Source organism: Streptomyces sp. R-07 (assembly GCF_049913175.1).
Lineage (GTDB): Bacteria > Actinomycetota > Actinomycetes > Streptomycetales > Streptomycetaceae > Streptomyces.
Genome location: NZ_CP183978.1, coordinates 5,086,160 through 5,103,976 on the forward strand (window position 1 = coordinate 5,086,160; position 17,817 = coordinate 5,103,976).

Consider the following 17,817-nt stretch of genomic DNA (forward strand, 5'->3'; position numbering starts at 1 on the left):
ATCCCGGGCGTTTCGCAGGCCGTTCGGCGCGGTGCGTGGCCCGGAGGGCGGTCCCGTCGGTGGCCCCGCCGGTGGCCCGGTGGGTGGCTCCCGGTCCGCGTGGTTCGTGCCACGCGGACCGGGGCCGTCAGGGGGCGGCGACCAGGGTGTCGCCGGCCAGTGCCGCGGTGTGCGCGTCCATGCGCCCGGCGGCGAGGATCGCGGCGGCCGTGTCGGCCCGGGAGGCGGCGACGACCAGGGCGCGGCCCGCGAGGGCGTGCGCCCTGCGGTGCAGGTCCTGCGCGGGCGAGCCGCTCAGTCCGGCGTGCCGGGCGGGCGGTGCGCCGCGCAGCCGCGCCACCTGCCGGGCGATGAGCTCGCCGGCCTCCGTGTCGCCCAGCTCGTCGGTGACGGCGAGCAGGGCGGCGAGGTGTCCGGCGAGCTGGATGTCCAGCTCCTCCTCGCGGGAGCGGTGCGGGTACGTGTCCTGGGCGTCGTCGGCCATCCGGTGGACCGACTTGGTGCGGATCGGTTCGTACATGGGATGGCCTCCTGAGTGCTCGGGAGTCATCTTAGCTTAGATCAGGTCTAAGGTTGAGTATTGTCCGAGTGCTGGTCCCTACGGCTGGCTGTACCCGTCGAGGAACCGGCCGATCCGGGTCACCGCGTCCGCCAGGTCCGCGGCCGCCGGCAGCGTGACGATCCGGAAGTGGTCGGGCTCGTGCCAGTTGAAGCCCGTCCCGTGCACGACCATGATCTTCTCGGCGCGCAGCAGGTCCAGGACCATCTGCCGGTCGTCCTTGATCTTGTAGACGTTCGGGTCGAGGCGCGGGAAGAGGTACAGCGCGCCCTTCGGCTTCACACACGTCACGCCCGGGATCTGCGTCAGCAGCTCGTACGCCGTGTCCCGCTGCTCCAGGAGCCGCCCGCCCGGCAGGACGAGGTCCTCGATCGACTGCCGGCCCTGGAGCGCGGCGGCCACCGCGTGCTGCGCCGGCATGTTCGCGCACAGGCGCATGTTCGCGAGGATCGTGAGGCCCTCGATGTACGAGGACGCGTGGTGCTTCGGACCGCAGACCGCGAGCCAGCCGGAGCGGAAGCCGGCCACCCGGTAGTTCTTGCTCATGCCGTTGAAGGTGAGGCAGAGGAGATCGGGGGCGATCGCGGCGGTCGGGGTGTGCGTGGTGCCGTCGTAGAGGATCTTGTCGTAGATCTCGTCCGAGCAGACGACCAGGTTGTGACGCCGGGCGATCTCCGTCAGCGAGCGGAGCATCTCGTCGTCGTAGACGGCACCCGTCGGGTTGTTCGGGTTGATGATCACGATCGCCTTGGTGCGGTCGGTGATCTTCCGCTCGATGTCCGCGAGGTCCGGCATCCAGTCCGACTGCTCGTCGCAGCGGTAGTGCACGGCCGTACCGCCCGCGAGCGAGACGGAGGCCGTCCACAGCGGATAGTCCGGGGCCGGGACGAGGACCTCGTCGCCGTCGTCGAGCAGCGCCTGCATCGACATCTGGATCAGCTCCGAGACGCCGTTGCCGAGGTAGATGTCCTCGACGGAGAGCGGGATGCCCTTGGTCTCGTAGTGGCTCATCACCGCCCGGCGGGCCGAGAGCAGCCCCTTCGCGTCGCCGTAGCCGTGCGCCTCGGAGAGGTTGCGGAGCACGTCCTCGAGGATGGCGGGCGGACACTCGAAACCGAAGGCGGCCGGGTTGCCGGTGTTGAGCTTGAGGATGCGATGACCCGCAGCCTCAAGCCGCATCGCCTCTTCGAGCACCGGACCCCGGATTTCGTAACAGACGTTGGCGAGCTTCGTGGACTGGATCACCTGCATGACGAGAGCTTACGGCGGGGTCGGTGAAGGTGCTGCGTGTTTTGGGACACGTCGGGCGTCCGGCATGTCGTGGGGCAAGTCTGTCCGGAATGTGCGTGGACTCGCACGACGGTCCCGTGCTCCCTACAATGCGCGCACATGAGCCACCAGGACAACAGCGTCTTCGTCGACGCCTCGGGCAGACGGGGCCGCACGGTGCGGTGGGCCGCCGCCGGGGTCGGCGTGGCATGCCTCGGCTTCCTCGCGATCGTCATCGCCGGCTCCTTCGGCGCCGGGCCGGCGGGCGGGCCGCTGCCCTGGTCGCGCGAGGAACAGCACGACGCGCCCGCGCTCATCCAGCCGGACCCCGCCCCCTCCGGGACCGCGGGCGACTCCCCCGAGCGCACGGCCACCCAGCGCGCCGCCACCGCGTCCCCCGATGCCTCGGCCACCCCCACCACGACGGCGACGACCACGGCCCCGTCGCCCACCGACGCCACCACCGCCCCGGCCACGACGGCTCCCGAGCCGACGGCCACCACCACGGACGGCAAGCCGGGCAGGTCCGACCGGGCGCCGGGCGCCACGAAGCGCCCGAGGTGACGGGCGCCCGGGAGGGACAGGGGTACGAGTCCGGGTACGGCCACCCCGACCCGTACGGGCAGACGCACCAGCACGGGCACGCGTACGGCCGCACGGGGGCGGAGTCGCAGGACTACGGGCAGGTGTACGGGGCGCCCGAGCCGATTCCGTACGACCCCTACGCCGGATCCGTGCCCGGGCCGAATCCGTACGAGCCGTACGCCGGATCTGCGCCCGAGCCGAACCCGTACGAGCCCTACGCCGGATCCGCGCCCGAGCCGAATCCGTACGAGCCGTACGTCGGATCCGCGCCCGGGCCGAACCCGTACGAGCCCTACGCCGGATCCGCGCCCGAGCCGTACGCCGCTGCCGATCCGTACCCGGCGGAGCACGCCGAGTACGCCTCGCACGCCCCGTACGACGCTCCTGCCGGACTCGTCGAGCCGCCCACCCCGCCCGTCATACCCGCCCAGCCCGTCATACCCACTCCGCCCGGAGGCGCCCGCACGCGGCACGCGCTGCGCCGGGACCCGCGGGCGCACTGGGTCATGCTCTCCCTGATCCTCCTCGCCGCCGCCACCGCCCTCGTCTTCGCCGGCTACGGCCGCCACGAGATAGCCGCCACCGACGCCCCGCCGTCGCACTGCCCCACCACCCCCGAGACCCGAGGCGAAGGCCCGGTCGTCCAGGTGGACCAGAACGGCATCGTGCACAGCGCCGCCCCGCCCGACGGCACCGTGGCCCTCACCTACGACGGCGGGCCGAGCCCCGACTGGACCCCGCGCCTGCTCGACGTCCTCGCCGCCCACCACGCGACGGCGACCTTCTTCCTGACCGGCTCCGAGGCCGCGGCCCACCCCGACCTCGTCCGCCGCATCGTCGCCGACGGCCACGAGCTCGGCTCGCACACGTACACCGACGTCGACCTCGCCCAGGTCTCGGACACCCGCGCCGACCTGGAGCTCTCCTTCACGCAGAACGCGCTCGCCGCGAGCACCGGCCTCGGCACCCGCCTGCTGCGGCTGCCCCACACCACCGAACTCGCCAAGCTCTGCGACGACCAGTGGACGGCCGGACGCCGGGCCGCGCAGTCCGGCTACGTCCTCGTGGCCGCCGACGGGAAGTCCGTCCTCCAGCTCACCGGCTCCCCGCAGGCCGTCGACGAGACCGAGAAGCTCCTCGCGCACCCCGGCGGCGCCACCCGCCACACCTCGGTCGGCCAGGCCCTCGGCCTCTCCGACACCACGTACCACGTCTCGGCGCTCGCCGAATGGAAGGGCGGCGCCTTCGTCCAGGCGCAGGGCACGTCCCGGAGCTTCGCCGACGCCATGACCTGGCTGCTCGTCGTGGCCGGCGTCATCACCGCCGTCCGGCTCGCCCTCCTCCTCGGCGTCGCCCGCGTCCACGTCCGCCGCACCCGGGCCCGGCGCCGCCGCGGCGCACCCCGGCTGCCTTCCGTCACCGAACCGGTCTCGATCCTCGTCCCCGCCTACAACGAGGAAGCCGGGATCGAGGCGACCGTCCGCTCCCTGCTCGCCTCCACCCACGAGGCGATCCAGGTCGTCGTCATCGACGACGGCTCCTCCGACCGGACCTTCGAGATCGCCGAGTCCATCGACGATCCGCGGGTGATGGTGGTCCGCCAGCCCAACGCGGGCAAGGCGGCCGCCCTCAACACCGGCCTCGCCTGGGCCCACCACGACATCGTCGTGATGATCGACGGCGACACCGTCTTCGAGCCGGACGCGGTCCGCCGACTGATCCAGCCGCTCGCCGACCCCCGCGTCGGCGCGGTCAGCGGCAACACCAAGGTCGGCAACCGGCAGGGCGTCCTCGGCCGGTGGCAGCACCTGGAGTACGTGATCGGCTTCAACCTCGACCGGCGCATGTACGACGTCCTGGAGTGCATGCCCACCGTCCCCGGCGCCATCGGCGCCTTCCGCCGAGACGCCCTCGCCGGCGTCGGCGGGGTCAGCGAGGACACCCTCGCCGAGGACACCGACCTCACGATGGCGCTGTGCCGGGCCGGCTGGCGCGTCGTCTACGAGGAGTCCGCCATCGCCTGGACGGAAGCCCCCTCCACCGTCCGGCAACTGTGGAAGCAGCGCTACCGGTGGTGCTACGGCACCCTCCAGGCGATGTGGAAGCACCGCCGGGCGGTCGTCGAGGGAGGACAGTCCGGCAAGCTCGGCCGCCGCGGCCTCCTCTATCTGCTGCTCTTCCAGACCGTGCTGCCGCTGCTCGCCCCCCTGGTCGACGTCTTCGCCGTCTACGGGCTGTTCTTCCAGGACCCCGGACAGGCCCTCGGGGTGTGGCTCGGCTTCACGGCGGTACAGGTCGGCACGGCCGTGTACGCGCTCCGCCTGGACCGCGAGCGGTTCGAGCCGATCTGGACCCTGCCCCTGCAGATCGTCGTCTACCGCCAGCTGATGTACCTGGTCGTCGTCCAGTCCGTGGTCACCGCGCTCCTCGGCAGCCGGCTGCGCTGGCACCGGATGCAGCGCACGGGCACCGCCACCGAGACGCTGGAGCGGACCGGGGCGGGGACCGGGGCACCGCGCGCAGGATAGGTTGGCGCGTCATGTGGTTTTTCAGTGCCTCCGGATGCCGGTGGCTGGGTGCGGGCGGCTCGCTCGCCGTCGCCGTGGGCGGCTGGGCGGCCGGAACGCTGCCCGTCCGCGGCGGCTGGGGCCTGTGGGAGCCGCGCGGCTCCGCGCTCACCGTCGCCGGCGCCGTCCTCGCGTACCTCGGCCTGACCCTGCTCGTCGCCGCCTGGTGGCGGTACGGCGTCCTCCTCGCCCGCGGCCTGCGCGACGGGGTCCTCGCGACCCTCGCCTGCTGGACCGCGCCGCTGCTCCTCGCCCCGCCGCTGCACAGCGCCGACGTCTACAGCTACATCGCCCAGGGCGCGATGGTCCTCGAAGGCCACGACGTGTACGGGGCCGGGCCCTCCGTCCTCGGCCCCGGCGACCTCGGGGCGGACGCGGCGGCCAGCGTCGGCGGCAACTGGACCGACACCCCCGCGCCGTACGGACCCGCCTTCCTGCTCCTCGCCGCCGCCGTCGTGAAGGCCACCGGCGGTGCGGTCGTGCCCGCCGTCCTCGGCCTGCGGCTGATCGCCCTCGGCGCGCTCGCCCTGATCGTCTGGGCCGTCCGCGGTTTCGGCCGCGGTGACGGAGCGCTCTGGCTTGCCGCGCTCAACCCGCTGCTCCTCGTCCACGTCGTCGGCGGCATGCACAACGACGGGCTGATGATCGGCCTCATGCTCGGCGGCGTCCTGCTCGCCGTGCGCGGGCGGTGGGTCCTCGGCTCCGTCCTCGTCGGCTTCGCCATGATGGTCAAGTCACCGGCGGCGGTCGCCCTGCTCTTCATCGGCGTGATGATCGCGCGCGGGGGCGGTGTACGGGGTCTCGTGAAGGGGCTCGTGCTGCCGGGGGCCGTCGCCGGAGCCGTGGCGGCGGGGGCGTCGCTGCTCGCCGGGACCGGGTTCGGGTGGCTGCGGACCCAGAGCGTGGCCGCGGCCATCCATACGCCGCTGTCCCTCAGCAGTGACCTGGGGCTCGGGGTGGGGGTGCTCTTCACCGGCGAGCCGGATCCGGTCAGGGGGGTCTTCCAGAAGCTGGGGCTGCTTCTCGCCCTGGTGGTCATCGCGGCCCTCGCGTGGCAGGCGTATCGGGGGCGGCTCGATCCCGTCCTCGGGCTCGGTCTGTCGCTGGTCGCGCTCGTCGCGCTCTCGCCGATGGTTCAGCCGTGGTACCTGCTGTGGGGGACGGTCGTCGTCGCGGCGGTCGCCTGGCGGGGGCGCGTGGGGCAGGTGTTGGCCGTGCTGTCTGCGGCGCTGGTGTACGAGACGCAGCCCTCGGGCCACACGCCCTGGTACGGGTTCGTGCTTGCGGGTGTGGTGCTTGTGGTGGGGATCTTGTGGGTGCGGCGGGAGCCGTGGGTTCGCGGCACCGTGGAAGGTGCCGCTCTGGTGGGCGCCGGGCGGTAGGGGCTCGGGCGCCGCCAGGGGTCTAGGGGGTGTCTTGCCGGTCAGGCCAGGCGTCGCGAGCCCGGCCTGACCGGCAAGGCACCCCCTAGGAGTGGCGGATGGATCTTCCCGCCAGGACGTCTGTCCGCTTGCCGTCCTCCATCACGAACCTTCCGTCGATCAGGACGTGCGGGATGCCCGTCGGGAGGCTTCGCGGGTTTTCGTACGTCGCCGTCGACGCGATCGTCTTCGGGTCGAAGAGGACCAGGTCCGCTGCGTAGCCCTCCCTCACCAGGCCCCGGTCCGGGAGGCGGAGGCGGGTGGCCGGGCGGGAGGTGAGGTGGGCGACGCACTCCTCCAGGGAGAGGACGCCGAGCTCGCGCACGTACCGCCCCAGGTACTCCGGAAACGTGCCGTACGCGCGCGGGTGCGGCTTGAGGCCCTGGAGGATGCCGTCCGAGCCGCCCGTGTGCACCCGGTGGCGCATGATCGCCCGGACGTTCTCCTCGTGGCCCACGTGCTGGAGGATCGTCGTGCCCAGGCGGTCCTCCAGGAGGAGCCGGCGCGCGCTCTCCCAGCCGTCGACGCGGTGGCCCACCCGGCCCGACAGGGCCGGGTCCGAGACGCCCGAGATCTCGATCGTGGCCCAGTCGACCGGGACGCCGTGGCAGCCGTCCGAGCCCAGTTCCTCCAGGTGGTGCCGGATCCGCTCCGCCGTGGCGTCGTCGCGGAGCCGTTCCAGGGTCGCGTCGGGCCCGCCTTCGCCCGCCCAGCTCGGGAGCAGCGCGAGCAGGGTCGTACTGCCGGGGGTGTACGGGTACGTGTCGAGGCTGATGTCGGCGCCGGCGTCGAGGGCCTCGTCGAGGAGGGCCAGGAGCTCCGGGGCCCTGCCCTCGTTCTCGCCGAAGTTCATGGTGGCGTGGGCCAGGTGGAGGGCGCAGCCCGCCTCCCGGGTGAGCGTCACCATCTCCTCGTACGCGCGGAGCGCCCCCGCCCCGTACGAGCGGTGGTGCGGGCAGTAGTAGCCGCCGTACTCCGCCACGACCCGGCACAGCTCGGTCAGCTCGGAGTCCGGCGCGTACATCCCGGGGGTGTAGGTGAGGCCCGAGGACATGCCGACCGCGCCCTGTTCGAGGCCCTCCGCGACGAGCTGCCGCATGCGGTCCAGTTCGGCCGGCGTCGCCGGGCGGTTCTCCCAGCCCATCACGTACATCCGGACCGTCCCCTGGGGGATCAGATACGCGGCGTTGACGGCGATGCCCCGGTCCAGCCGGTCCAGGTACTCGCCGACCGTGCGCCAGTCGAGGTCGACGTCGGAGCCGTCGCCGTTCCAGCCGGCGATCGCCCGCCGTACCTCCGCGAGCGTGCGGTCGTCGACGGGGGCGTACGACAGTCCGTCCTGGCCCAGGACCTCCAGGGTCACGCCCTGCGCGGCCTTCGCGCTGTGGTCCGGGTCGCGGAGCAGCGCGAGGTCGCTGTGGGCGTGCATGTCGATGAAACCGGGCGCCAGGGCGAGTCCCTCGGCGTCCAGGACGCGGCGGGCCGTGGGGCGCTGGCAGCCGGCCGCCGCGGCCTCCTTGACGATCGAGACGATCCGGCCGCCCTCGATCCCGACGTCGGCCCGGTAGGAGTCGCCGCCGCTGCCGTCGACGACCTCCGCGTCGCGGAAGACGAGATCCATCGCCCTGGTACTCCCTCGCTCCTAGAAGAACGTGCGGATGTGGTCGACCACCGTGCCGTCCGCCTCGACGAGCGGGATCAGCTGCCACTTGTCGAAGGACGTGCACGGGTGCGACAGGCCCATCCCGACCCAGTCGCCGACCTCCAGGTCCGCCCCGGGTTCGGTGCGGAGCCAGGCGTGCTGGTCGGAGAGGCCCGTGACGGTGATGCCCGTCGCGGCGCGGATCTCACCCGTGCGGGCGTCGCGGACCACCTGGGCCTCGGGAAGGTGCAGGTCGTGGGCGGCGTCCCGCTTGCCCGCGTTGGTGAAGGCCTGCTCGGCGGTCGGGCGCGACACGACCTGCGACCAGAGCCGGAACGCGGGCTGGAGCGCGCCCTCCTCGGGGATCCGGTTGAAGGGGGTGCGGTCGCGGTACTGGCCGTCGTCGTGCGAGACGTACGCGCCGGAGCGCAGCAGCTTCAGGACGGGGAGTGAGAGGTCGGGGATCTCCGCGAAGACCTCGGCGACCGTGTCGAACCACTCGCTGCCGCCCGCGGTCACCACGATCTCGCCGATGGCGGGGTCGAAACGACCGGCCTTGTCGAAGTCGGCCGCGAGCCCGACGAGCCGGCGGAGCCACTCACGCACCGAGTCGGCGTCGGCCCCGGGCATCGTGCCCTCGTAGCCGGCGACGCCTACGAGCCGCAGGGTGGGGACGGCTGCCACCGCGTCGGCGACGGCTGCGCACTCCGTCTCCGTCCGTACGCCCGTACGCCCGGTCGAACCGGCGGCCAGCTCGACGACCACGTCCACGGGGCGGCCGGCGCCCGCCGCGCGCAGGGCCTCGTCCATCAGCTCGACGCCGCGCACGGAGTCGACGTAGCAGACGAAGCGGAAGTCCGGGTCGGCGTCGAGCTCGCCGGCGAGCCAGCGCAGGGCGACGGCGTCGACGAGCTCGTTGGCGAGGAAGATCCGGGCGATGCCGTGGGCGCGGTAGACGCGGGCCTGGTGGGGGACGGCGGCGGTGATGCCCCAGGCGCCGTGCTCCAGCTGCCGGTCGAAGAGCTGGGGGGCCATGGAGGTCTTGCCGTGCGGGGCGAACGCGAGGCCGTGGCGCTCGGCGTACGTCTCCAGGAGGCGCAGGTTGTGCTCGACCGACTCGGCCGAGAGGGCGAGGACGGGGGTGGTGAAGCCGCCGGTGAAGAGGTTGCGCCGCTGGGCGGAGAGCTCGCCGACGGTCAGGCCCTCGGCGTCCGGGGGCAGGGCCTTGAAGCGGTGGTCGACACGCTCGCTCGCCAGGTCGGGCGTCTCGTTCGCCGGGTCGGGCATGATGCCTCCTCGTCGTGGACGTTGCGGTGTGTGCAACGCTCATTGCGCATATTGCTCAGGGCTGTCTAACATCCGGGCCGAGGCCGGGTCAATGGACCCGAACGAGTCGGAGGGGGGCCTGATCGTGAGTGGATCCGGACCCGAACCGGCACCTGCACAGGCGCCCGCACCCGCACCCGCGGACGCGGCTCCGGCAGCCGTCGCCCCGGCAGCCGTCGCTCCGGCCGCCGTCGCCCCGGCCGCCGTCGCCCCGGACGTCGTCTGCCTCGGCGAGTCCATGGTCACCTTCCTGCCCTCCCGGCCGGGCCGCCTCGCCGACGTCCCCTCCTTCACCCGCGCGATCGGCGGCGCCGAGTCCAACGTCGCCTGCGCCCTCGCCGCCGCCGGACACCGCGTCCGCTGGGTCGGCCGGGTCGGCCGCGACGGCTTCGGCGACCACCTCGTCGACACCATCGGCGGCCACGGCGTCGACGTCACCGCCGTCGGCCGCGACCCGCACCGGCCGACCGGCGTCTACTTCCGTACCGACGAGGACCGGGCCACCGACGCCCACGAGGTCGTCTACTACCGGGCCGGCTCCGCCGCCTCCGCGATGTCGCCCGCGACCGTCCCGTACGACGCGGTCGCCGGCGCGCGGATCCTTCACGTCACCGGCATCACCGCCGCCCTGTCCGCGGACTGCCTGGCCCTGCTGCGGGAGCTCACGGCCCCCCGCCCCGGCCGCCCGCTCGTCTCGTTCGACGTGAACCACCGGCCGGGCCTGTGGCGCGACGGCAGTGCCCCCGAAGTGCTTCTCGAACTCGCCCGCCGGGCGGACGTCGTCTTCGTCGGCGCGGACGAGGCGGAGCGGTTGTGGGGCTCGGCGGATCCGGATGCGATCCGGGCCGTCCTGGCGGAGCCGGCGGTGCTGGTGGTGAAGCGGGGGGCGGAGGGGGCGGTGGCGTTCGAGCGCTGCGCGGCTTCATTCCCCACCCCTCCCCCTACGCCCGGCGGCGTGGGGGGACCCCCGCCTCCCGAACTGGGGGCGAGCCCCCAGGCCCCCGTACGGCCTGCGGCCGTGCCCTCAAACGCCGGGCGGGCTGAATTTCAGCCCCGCTGGGGGTCCCCCGACGCCGCCGGGCGTAGGGGGAGTTTGAGGCGCGGGGTCCGGGGCGGAGCCCCAGTTCGGGAAGGGGCGGAATGGGGAACGGCCCCGCGCAGCGGCCCCGCACCCGCTCCCGACACCGTCACCCCCGTCCCCGCCCCCCGCGTCACCGTCGTCTCCCCCGTCGGTGCCGGGGACGCCTTCGCCGCCGGGTTCCTCTCCGGCACCCTCCGCGGGCTCGGCATGACGGGGCGGCTCCGGCACGGGCACCTCGCGGCGGCTGCCGCACTCACCGTGCCCGGGGACCTGGCGCGGCCTCCCCGGCGCGCCCGCGCCGACCGGCTGGCCGCGCTCGACGACGCCGCCTGGGGCACACTTCACCTCGGCCCCGGCTGGACGGGGAACGACCAGCAGGGCCCCGGCCGGACGGGGGACGACCAGGAGGTACGTACGCCATGAGCCAGACCGTCGACCGGGCGCTCAGCATCCTGCCGCTGCTCGCCCAGGGCCCCGCCGACCTCGGGCAGGTCGCCGAGCGGCTCGGCGTCCACAAGTCCACGGCCCTGCGGCTGCTGCGCACCCTCCACGAGCACGGTCTCGTCCACCGGCAGCAGGACCAGCGCTACCGCCTCGGCGCCCGGCTCTTCGCGCTCGCGCAGGAGGCCGTCGAGAACCTCGACGTCCGGGAGATCGCCCACCCCTACCTCGCCGCCCTCAACGAGCGGATCGGGCACACGATCCACCTCGCGGTGTACGAGGAGGGCGAGGTCGTCTACATCGACAAGGTCGAGAGCCGCTACCCGGTCCGCATGTACTCGCGCATCGGCAAGCCCGTCGCGATCACCGTCGCGGCCGTCGCCAAGCTGCTCCTCGCCGACCTGCCCGAGCCGGAGCGGCGCGCCGTCGCCGCCAAGCTCGACTACCCCCCGTACACGCCCCGTTCGACGCCGAACGCCGCCGCGTTCCTGAAGGAGCTGGCGACCGTACGCGAACAGGGCTGGGCCACCGACCTCGGCGGCCACGAGGAGTCCATCAACTGCGTCGGCGCGCCGATCCGCGGCGCCGACGGGCGGGTCGTCGCCGCCATGTCGGTCTCGGCGCCCAACGTGGTCGTCACCGCCGAGGAACTCCTCACCCTCCTCCCGCAGGTGCGCAGCACCGCGGACGCCATCAGCCGCGAGTACTCCGGCACCGCCCCGACGAAGGACACCGCATGAGCGAGAAGACCGCGATCACCCCCGCCACGCACACCGCCCCGCCCGCGAAGTTCTCGCACGGCGTGAGGAAGGGCGACATCCTCCAGGTCGCCGGCCAGGTCGGCTTCCTGCCCGCCGTCGAGGGCCAGGCCCCGACGGTCGCCGGCCCGACGCTGCGCGAGCAGACCCTGCAGACCTTCGCCAACGTCAAGGCGATCCTGGAGGAGGGCGGCGCGAGCTGGGACGACGTGATGATGATGCGCGTCTACCTCACGGACGTGGACCACTTCGCCGAGATGAACGAGATCTACAACCAGTACTTCGAGGACCAGAACCTCAAGGCCCCCGCCTCCGCCCGCACCACCGTCTACGTCGGCCTCCCGGCCGGCCTCCTCATCGAGATCGACGCGCTGGCCGTCCTCGGCTGAGGCGGGTCTCCCGGTCCGAACACGACCGCGCGGGCCGCACCTTCCGGGGGGCCCGCTCGTCCGCCGTCCACGGCTGTGGGGGTCGGCGCGCACGTCAGGTCGAAGCGGGCTCGGTGCGGTCCGTCGGGGATTCGTGGACGTCTACGAATTCCGCGTCCACGACCTCCCCGTCCACGAATTCCGCATCTGCCGCTCGATGCGTAGGATTCGTCAGCTCCAAGCCGGCGAGGTGCTTCTTCAGCCTCTTCGCCATGGGACGGTAGGTCGCGAAAGTGAGTCCGCCGGAAACAACGGCACCGACGACAGGAATGGCCTTCGAGACGGTCTTCGCGAAGGTCTGCTTCGTCATCTGAACGCCGAGGTAGCCGGCGACCTTCTTCACGATCGGATAGACGACGCCCTGGGTGAGTGCCTTCTGGGGCAGCTTCTTGGCGACCTCCTTCGACATCATCCCCGCGATCTGCCCCACAGCGGCGTTCGCCGACTGGGTACCGAACATCACGCCGAAGAAGAGTGTGAGGACACCCTTGGTCGCGTCGTCGACGCCGTCGCTGTCGCCGGAGAACAGATCGGGCCAGCTGTAGAGGTAGGCGAGCTTCTGCGCGATACGCAGCATATGGCCGAAGTACTGGGCCATATCGGCGGGCACGGTGGCCGGAAGGGCGATGAAGCCGGGTATCCCGGCGGCCGCGGAGAGGGCGCTGGCCTTGGCGGTCTCGTAGCCGATGGAGTCGTCGGCCGCTCTGTTCAGAACCTCGAGTGGGATACCCGCCGCCGCGGGGGTCTCTTCGACTGCTCTGCGGATGTCGTCCTCGGAGCAATAGCGAGCCAATGCCTTTCGGAGGTATGCCTCTCTATTGATACGCACGCCCGGAAGGCTTGCCGCGCTCGCAAGCACTGCGGAGAACCGTGACTCCGGGTTCTCCATCGCTTTACCTTTGACCATGGCCAGAACCTACAGCACCTCGGCGGACGCTGATCCGGCTTCAACAGGACTGCCGCGGTGGGCTATTGGGATCAAGGGCCGTGCATCTGGTCCGCCCGGAGCCGGGGCCGGCGGGAGTCCCCGCCGGCCCCGGTCCGTTCATCCGCTCAGGCCGCGCAGTACTGCGCCTGCTTGCCGATCGAGCGGTACATGCAGTCCGCGTTCTCCAGGAGCTGGAGGACGGCGTCGCGGTTGCGGCTCGTCTCGCGGTCGATGACCTCGTCGGGCGGGTAGAAGCCGCCCCCGCCGTTCGAGGGGTACATCTCGAAGGTGTACGCGAAGATCTTCTGCGTGCCCCACAGGTAGTCGTCGATCGAGCCGTCCGTGATGTACAGGTCGCTGGACTGCTCGGGTGTGTAGCCGTTGCTCGCGGCCATGCTCTGGCCGACCGTGGCGAAGGCGTCGCGGTCGTCCTGCGTCATGCCCGTGGTGGTGTTGGCCGTGGTCCAGCCGAAGGGCCAGAGGACCAGCTCGCTGTACGTGTGGAAGTCGATGGCCGCCGTGATCTGCTGTTTGCCGCCGACCACCCGGGAGCGGACGAAGTCGGCGACGACCTTCACCTCGGGGGCGGACTCGGGGGCCGCGCCCCGGTAGGTCTCGGAGCTCTTGGTGCCGGAGGAGCCGCCGCAGCAGCCCCACTTGAAGTCCCAGTTCCGGTTCAGGTCCGTGCCGATGTAGGAGGAGTTGGCGTTGGGCTGCCGGTTCTTGCGCCAGCTGCGGTAGGAGCCGCTCGCGATGTCGTACTCGCCGCCGTCCGGGTTGAGGTCCGGGACGATCCAGATCTCACGGTTGTTCACCATGTTCGTGATCCGGGGGTCCGTGCCGTAGCCCGCGCCGAGCTCGCGCAGCAGGTAGAGCGCCATCTCGACGGTGAGGTGCTCGCGGGCGTGCTGGTGGTGGGTGAAGAGGACCTCGGGCTCGTTCTCGTCGGTGGCGACGTTGTCGCTGATCTTGAGGGCGACGATGTCCCGGCCCTGGTACGTCTTGCCGATGACCCGCTTGCTCATGATTGACGGGTAGGCGGCGAGGCGCTGGTCGATCTCCGCGTTCATCTCGGCGTAGTTGTGGTACTTCGCGTCGGCGGAGGGGAAGTCGAGCGGGCCGGCCGTCTTGTCGCCGTCGATGCTGCGGTTCGGCGGGCCGGGCAGGGCGACCGGCCTGTAGCCGAGCTCCTTGAGCCGCGCGAGTTGTTCGGTGTTGGCGCTGACGACGACCGAGCGGGCGTCGACCTCGTCGATCGAGACGCCGGTGGCGGTCAGCGCGCTGCGGGCGGCCGGGGTGGACGGTCCGGCGATCTCGTACTGCCGGATCACCTCCTCGGCGCCGGAGGCGATGCGGGCGGCGGTCGGCGCCGGGTCGGCCCCGGCGGGTGTGGTGAGTGCGGAGAGGGGCGCCGCGAGGGCGAACGCCACGAGGGCCGCGAGGGTGGCGGACCTTCTGCCGCGAGTGGGACGTCGCATGGTGTCTCCTGGGTGGGGAGTGTGGGGGAGTGCGACCAAGTCGTGCGGGTGTCCGGGCACATGGTCCGGGCTATGTCATGGACCGGTCAAGGTGGGGAGTTCGGCCATAATGTCCCGCGTGGGGACCCTCATCGGTAGATACGTCATCGAGCACAAGCTAGGCGAAGGCGGCATGGGCACCGTCTATCTGGCCCGATCGCGCGGCGGGCGCGCCGTCGCCGTCAAAGTCGCCCGGCCGGAACTCGCCTCCGACCCGTCCTTCCGCGCCCGCTTCCGCGCCGAGGTCGCCGCCGCCCGGCAGGTCGGCGGCTTCCACACCGCGCAGGTCGTCGACGCCGACCCCGAGGCGGAGGCCCCCTGGCTCGCCACCGCCTACATCCCGGGACCCACCCTCTCCGGACTCCTCACCGCCGAGGGCCCCATGGACGAGGAGCGGCTGCGCGCGCTCGGCGCCGCGCTCGCCGAGGCCCTGGAGGCGATCCACGCCTGCGGGCTCGTCCACCGCGACCTCAAGCCCGGCAACATCGTCATGGCCTCCGACGGGCCGCGCGTCCTCGACTTCGGGATCGCCCGCGCCCTGGAGTCGACCCGGCTCACCGCCACCGGCAACGCCTTCGGCACCCCCGGCTACCTCGCCCCCGAACAGGCCCTCGGCGAGGAGGTGACCGGCGCCGCCGACGTCTTCGCGCTCGGCGCCGTCCTCGTCGCCGCGGCCGGCGGGCGGCCCTTCGGGGACGGGACGCCGATGGGCCTCATGTACCGCTCGGTGCACGAGGCCCCCGATCTGGGCGCCGTACCCGAGGCGCTGCGCTCGCTCGTGGGACGCTGCCTCGCCAAGGACCCGGCCGAACGGCCCACACCGGACGCCCTCATGGACGAGCTGGCGGCGGCGCCTTCGGCGTCCGGTTCGACACCGTCCGCGCCGCCGGTGATGCCGGTGGTTCCGGTGGTGCCGGATCCTCGGGTGGTGTCGGGGCCGGTCGACGCGGTGCCCGCCCCGGTCGACGCGGTGCCCGCCCCGGTCGACGCGGTGCCCGCGCCTGTCCGCGCGGTCCCGCCCGCCCACTCGCTGCCGACCCGCACCGCCGACATCCACGACGCCGTCCCCGCACCCGCCCCCTCCCCCGTACCGCATCCCGACACCCTCTACGTACCCCCGCCGCCCCTCGTACCGCCGCCGCCCGCGCCGGACTTCGCCGCCGCCGACCGGAACTCCGGCATCGTCGTCGACGGGGGAGGGGTGGCCCTGCACTTCTTCGGCGAGGAGGCCGACTTCCTCTGGAGCGAGATCGGGGCCGTACGGTACGAGCGCGTGCGGCGCGACCGGGTGCTCCGGCTCTCCGTCACCCTCTACGACGGCTCGGTCTACGACTGCGAGGTCGACGGCCGCCGCGCCGCCCGGGTCGACGAGTGGATCCACCTGCTCGACCCGGTGCTGCGCCACTACCTGCCCGCGTGAGGAAACGGCGCAGCGCCGCCGGGGGAGCGGCGGCGCTGCGCTGTCACCTCGGAACCGGGTTCCGTTACGGCAGGTTGTGCACGTGCGGGCCCACGGCGTTCGACCAGGCGTTGCCGGCCGTCGCGTCCCAGTTGGTCGACCAGGTCATGGCGCCGCGCAGCGACGGCCAGGTCTGGGCCGGCTTGAAGGTGCCGCAGGCGGTGCCCTTGGTCAGGCAGTCGAGCGCGTTGTTCACCGTCTGCGGGTCGACGTAGCCGCTGCCCGCGCCCCGGGTGGAGGCGGGGACGCCCAGGCCGACCTGGGACGGGTCGAGGCCGCCCTGGAGCTGGATGCAGGCGAGCGCGGTGAGGAAGTCCACCGAGCCCTGGCTGTAGACCTTGCCGTCGCAGCCGAGCATCGAACCGCTGTTGTAGTACTGGGTGTTGATCACCGTGAGGATGTCCTTCACGGCGAGCGCGGTCTTGAAGTACTCCGAGCTCGTGTTCTGCATGTCGATGGTCTGCGGGGCCATCGTCAGGACCATGCCGGAGCCCGCCTTGGCGGAGAGCTGGCGCAGCGCCTTGGTGAGGTACGTGGCGTTGACGCCGTGCTCCAGGTCGATGTCGATCCCGTTGAAGCCGTACTCCTGCATCAGGGCGTACGCGCTGTCGGCGAAGGCGGTCGCGGTGGCGTCACTGTTGATGGTGACGTTGCCCTTCTCGCCGCCGACCGAGAGGATCACGGACTTGCCGGCCGCCTTCTTGGCCGCGACGTCGGCCTTGAAGTCGGCCGCCGAGGCGTAGCCGACGGCCGGGTCGAGGTTGAAGGTGATCTGGCCGGGCGTGGCGGTCGAGTCGGCGAACGAGACCGCGATGATGTCGTACGCGGCCTGGACGTCCCGCAGCTTCTGCTGGGCGGCGCCGTTGTCGAAGTTCTGCCAGTAGCCGGTGACGGCGTGCCTGGGCACGGCCGGGCCGGGGCCCGGGTCGGTGGCCTTGGCGGTGCGGGCCTGCACGGCGGCGGACTTCGCGGACTCGCCCGCGGAGTTCGTCGCGGAGACCTGGAACTGGTACGCGGTGTCGGCGGTGAGCCCGGTGACGGTTGCCGAGGTGCCGGTCACGGCCTGCGGGTTGCCGCCGTCCCGGTACACCTTGTAGCCCGTGGCGCCGGAGACCGCGCCCCAGCTCAGGGCGACGGAGTTCGTGGTGACCGTGCCGGCGGCGAGACCGGCCGGGGTGGACGGGACGACCGGGTCGGGGTCCTGGCCGCCGCCCCCGTCGGGCCCGAAGACGCTCACGTCGTCGACGGAGTACGGGGAGGTGCCGTACCAGCCGTGGGTGTAGATCTGCACGGACGTGGTGCTCGCGCCGGTCGTGAAGGTGGTCGTGAGCTGCTTCCAGGAGGCGCTGTCGGGCGTCCAGGTGGAGACGTCGGTGGTGCCGGTGCCGGTCGCGCCGAGGTAGGCGTAACCGCCCTGGACCCAGGCGCTCAGCGTGTACGTCGAGCTGGGCTTCACGGTCACGGTCTGCACGCACCGGGCGTTGTCGAGGCCGGCCGGGGTGGCCCTGAGCGCACCGGCCCCGGTGCGGACCGGGGAGGAGACGGCGGCGCCGCTTCCGGCGGAACAGGACCAGTTGGTGAGGCCGTTCTCGAACCCGGCGTTCTTGGCGACGTTGACGTCCGCCGCCTGTGCGGTGCCGGCTCCGCCGACGAGGACGAGCCCGGAGCCGACGGCGAGCGCGAGGGCTCCGGCGAGCCGGCGCCGTCCGTGCGCCGGGCGGGTGGTGGTGCGGTCCACGTGCATCCTCCGGTGGGGGAGTTGGGGATGTGGAGGTGCCGTACGTCGTCGTACGGAGGGGAGGTGCGGGGTACGGGGGTACCGGCGGTGGCCACCGC

The 17,817-nt window shown here is 72.5% G+C and carries 14 protein-coding genes; 7 read left to right on the top strand and 7 right to left on the bottom strand.

Annotated features, from left to right (window positions below; translation table 11 throughout):
- Positions 1 to 127: 127 nt before the first annotated feature.
- Together ACN9M0_RS23425 and ACN9M0_RS23430 are read right to left on the bottom strand one after the other, a co-directional pair.
- Positions 128 to 520, bottom strand: a complete 393-nt coding sequence (locus ACN9M0_RS23425) for a hypothetical protein (protein ID WP_366036223.1) — start codon at positions 518 to 520, stop codon at positions 128 to 130.
- A gap of 78 nt (positions 521 to 598) precedes the next feature.
- Positions 599 to 1,810, bottom strand: a complete 1,212-nt coding sequence (locus tag ACN9M0_RS23430; protein WP_366036224.1) for a pyridoxal phosphate-dependent aminotransferase — start codon at positions 1,808 to 1,810, stop codon at positions 599 to 601.
- 138 nt (positions 1,811 to 1,948) lie between these two features.
- Here ACN9M0_RS23430 and ACN9M0_RS23435 point away from each other — a divergent pair, with 138 nt between their 5' ends.
- From ACN9M0_RS23435 to mptB, 3 genes are read left to right on the top strand one after another with little or no spacing between them, the layout of a single operon-like run.
- A complete protein-coding gene (locus tag ACN9M0_RS23435) occupies positions 1,949 to 2,392 on the top strand; it encodes a hypothetical protein (protein ID WP_426404137.1) in 444 nt (147 codons plus the stop codon).
- Complete coding sequence (locus ACN9M0_RS23440) at positions 2,389 to 4,941, top strand: glycosyltransferase (protein WP_426404138.1); 2,553 nt, start codon at positions 2,389 to 2,391, stop codon at positions 4,939 to 4,941. The genes ACN9M0_RS23435 and ACN9M0_RS23440 overlap by 4 nt, the downstream gene beginning before the upstream one ends.
- An 11-nt stretch (positions 4,942 to 4,952) precedes the next feature.
- Positions 4,953 to 6,362 (top strand): polyprenol phosphomannose-dependent alpha 1,6 mannosyltransferase MptB, encoded by a 1,410-nt coding sequence (gene mptB / locus ACN9M0_RS23445; RefSeq protein ID WP_426404139.1) that lies wholly within the window; start codon positions 4,953 to 4,955, stop codon positions 6,360 to 6,362.
- Positions 6,363 to 6,447: 85 nt separating this feature from the next.
- Here mptB and ACN9M0_RS23450 read toward each other — a convergent pair whose 3' ends face one another.
- Positions 6,448 to 8,022, bottom strand: coding sequence for an N-acyl-D-amino-acid deacylase family protein (locus ACN9M0_RS23450; RefSeq protein ID WP_426404140.1), 1,575 nt, complete (start codon positions 8,020 to 8,022; stop codon positions 6,448 to 6,450).
- 21 nt (positions 8,023 to 8,043) lie between these two features.
- On the bottom strand, positions 8,044 to 9,330 hold the full coding sequence (locus ACN9M0_RS23455) for an alanine racemase (RefSeq protein ID WP_366036228.1): 1,287 nt from the start codon (positions 9,328 to 9,330) through the stop codon (positions 8,044 to 8,046).
- Positions 9,331 to 9,454: 124 nt separating this feature from the next.
- Here ACN9M0_RS23455 and ACN9M0_RS23460 point away from each other — a divergent pair, with 124 nt between their 5' ends.
- Genes ACN9M0_RS23460 through ACN9M0_RS23470 form a run of 3 tightly spaced genes read left to right on the top strand, consistent with a single transcriptional unit; the run spans position 9,455 to position 12,038 of the window.
- The gene (locus ACN9M0_RS23460; RefSeq protein WP_399695951.1) at positions 9,455 to 10,873 is read left to right on the top strand and encodes a sugar kinase; all 1,419 of its coding nucleotides are present in this window, start codon (positions 9,455 to 9,457) and stop codon (positions 10,871 to 10,873) included.
- On the top strand, positions 10,870 to 11,631 hold the full coding sequence (locus tag ACN9M0_RS23465) for an IclR family transcriptional regulator (RefSeq protein ID WP_366036229.1): 762 nt from the start codon (positions 10,870 to 10,872) through the stop codon (positions 11,629 to 11,631). Before ACN9M0_RS23460 ends, ACN9M0_RS23465 begins: the two co-directional genes overlap by 4 nt.
- Positions 11,628 to 12,038 (top strand): RidA family protein, encoded by a 411-nt coding sequence (locus ACN9M0_RS23470; RefSeq protein WP_366036230.1) that lies wholly within the window; start codon positions 11,628 to 11,630, stop codon positions 12,036 to 12,038. Before ACN9M0_RS23465 ends, ACN9M0_RS23470 begins: the two co-directional genes overlap by 4 nt.
- A 94-nt stretch (positions 12,039 to 12,132) precedes the next feature.
- Here ACN9M0_RS23470 and ACN9M0_RS23475 read toward each other — a convergent pair whose 3' ends face one another.
- Together ACN9M0_RS23475 and ACN9M0_RS23480 are read right to left on the bottom strand one after the other, a co-directional pair.
- The gene (locus tag ACN9M0_RS23475) at positions 12,133 to 12,984 is read right to left on the bottom strand and encodes a hypothetical protein (protein ID WP_366036231.1); all 852 of its coding nucleotides are present in this window, start codon (positions 12,982 to 12,984) and stop codon (positions 12,133 to 12,135) included.
- A 146-nt stretch (positions 12,985 to 13,130) separates the two neighbouring features.
- Positions 13,131 to 14,483 carry a M14 family metallopeptidase gene (locus ACN9M0_RS23480; protein WP_366036232.1) on the bottom strand — a complete coding sequence of 451 codons (1,353 nt, stop codon included), beginning with the start codon at positions 14,481 to 14,483 and terminating at the stop codon, positions 13,131 to 13,133.
- 109 nt (positions 14,484 to 14,592) lie between these two features.
- Between ACN9M0_RS23480 and ACN9M0_RS23485 the strand changes: the two genes are divergently transcribed.
- Complete coding sequence (locus tag ACN9M0_RS23485; protein WP_426404141.1) at positions 14,593 to 15,942, top strand: serine/threonine-protein kinase; 1,350 nt, start codon at positions 14,593 to 14,595, stop codon at positions 15,940 to 15,942.
- Positions 15,943 to 16,006: 64 nt separating this feature from the next.
- Here the strand turns inward: ACN9M0_RS23485 and ACN9M0_RS23490 are convergent, their stop codons facing one another.
- Complete coding sequence (locus tag ACN9M0_RS23490; protein WP_399701235.1) at positions 16,007 to 17,725, bottom strand: chitinase; 1,719 nt, start codon at positions 17,723 to 17,725, stop codon at positions 16,007 to 16,009.
- Positions 17,726 to 17,817 lie beyond the last annotated feature (92 nt).

Coding starts and splice junctions, on each gene's coding strand:
- ACN9M0_RS23425 (WP_366036223.1), bottom strand. CDS start 520: ATGTACGAACCGATCCGCACCAAGTCGGTCCACCGGATGGCCGACGAC.
- ACN9M0_RS23430 (WP_366036224.1), bottom strand. CDS start 1,810: ATGCAGGTGATCCAGTCCACGAAGCTCGCCAACGTCTGTTACGAAATC.
- ACN9M0_RS23435 (WP_426404137.1), top strand. CDS start 1,949: ATGAGCCACCAGGACAACAGCGTCTTCGTCGACGCCTCGGGCAGACGG.
- mptB (WP_426404139.1), top strand. CDS start 4,953: ATGTGGTTTTTCAGTGCCTCCGGATGCCGGTGGCTGGGTGCGGGCGGC.
- ACN9M0_RS23450 (WP_426404140.1), bottom strand. CDS start 8,022: ATGGATCTCGTCTTCCGCGACGCGGAGGTCGTCGACGGCAGCGGCGGC.
- ACN9M0_RS23455 (WP_366036228.1), bottom strand. CDS start 9,330: ATGCCCGACCCGGCGAACGAGACGCCCGACCTGGCGAGCGAGCGTGTC.
- ACN9M0_RS23465 (WP_366036229.1), top strand. CDS start 10,870: ATGAGCCAGACCGTCGACCGGGCGCTCAGCATCCTGCCGCTGCTCGCC.
- ACN9M0_RS23470 (WP_366036230.1), top strand. CDS start 11,628: ATGAGCGAGAAGACCGCGATCACCCCCGCCACGCACACCGCCCCGCCC.
- ACN9M0_RS23475 (WP_366036231.1), bottom strand. CDS start 12,984: ATGGTCAAAGGTAAAGCGATGGAGAACCCGGAGTCACGGTTCTCCGCA.
- ACN9M0_RS23480 (WP_366036232.1), bottom strand. CDS start 14,483: ATGCGACGTCCCACTCGCGGCAGAAGGTCCGCCACCCTCGCGGCCCTC.
- ACN9M0_RS23485 (WP_426404141.1), top strand. CDS start 14,593: ATGTCCCGCGTGGGGACCCTCATCGGTAGATACGTCATCGAGCACAAG.
- ACN9M0_RS23490 (WP_399701235.1), bottom strand. CDS start 17,725: ATGCACGTGGACCGCACCACCACCCGCCCGGCGCACGGACGGCGCCGG.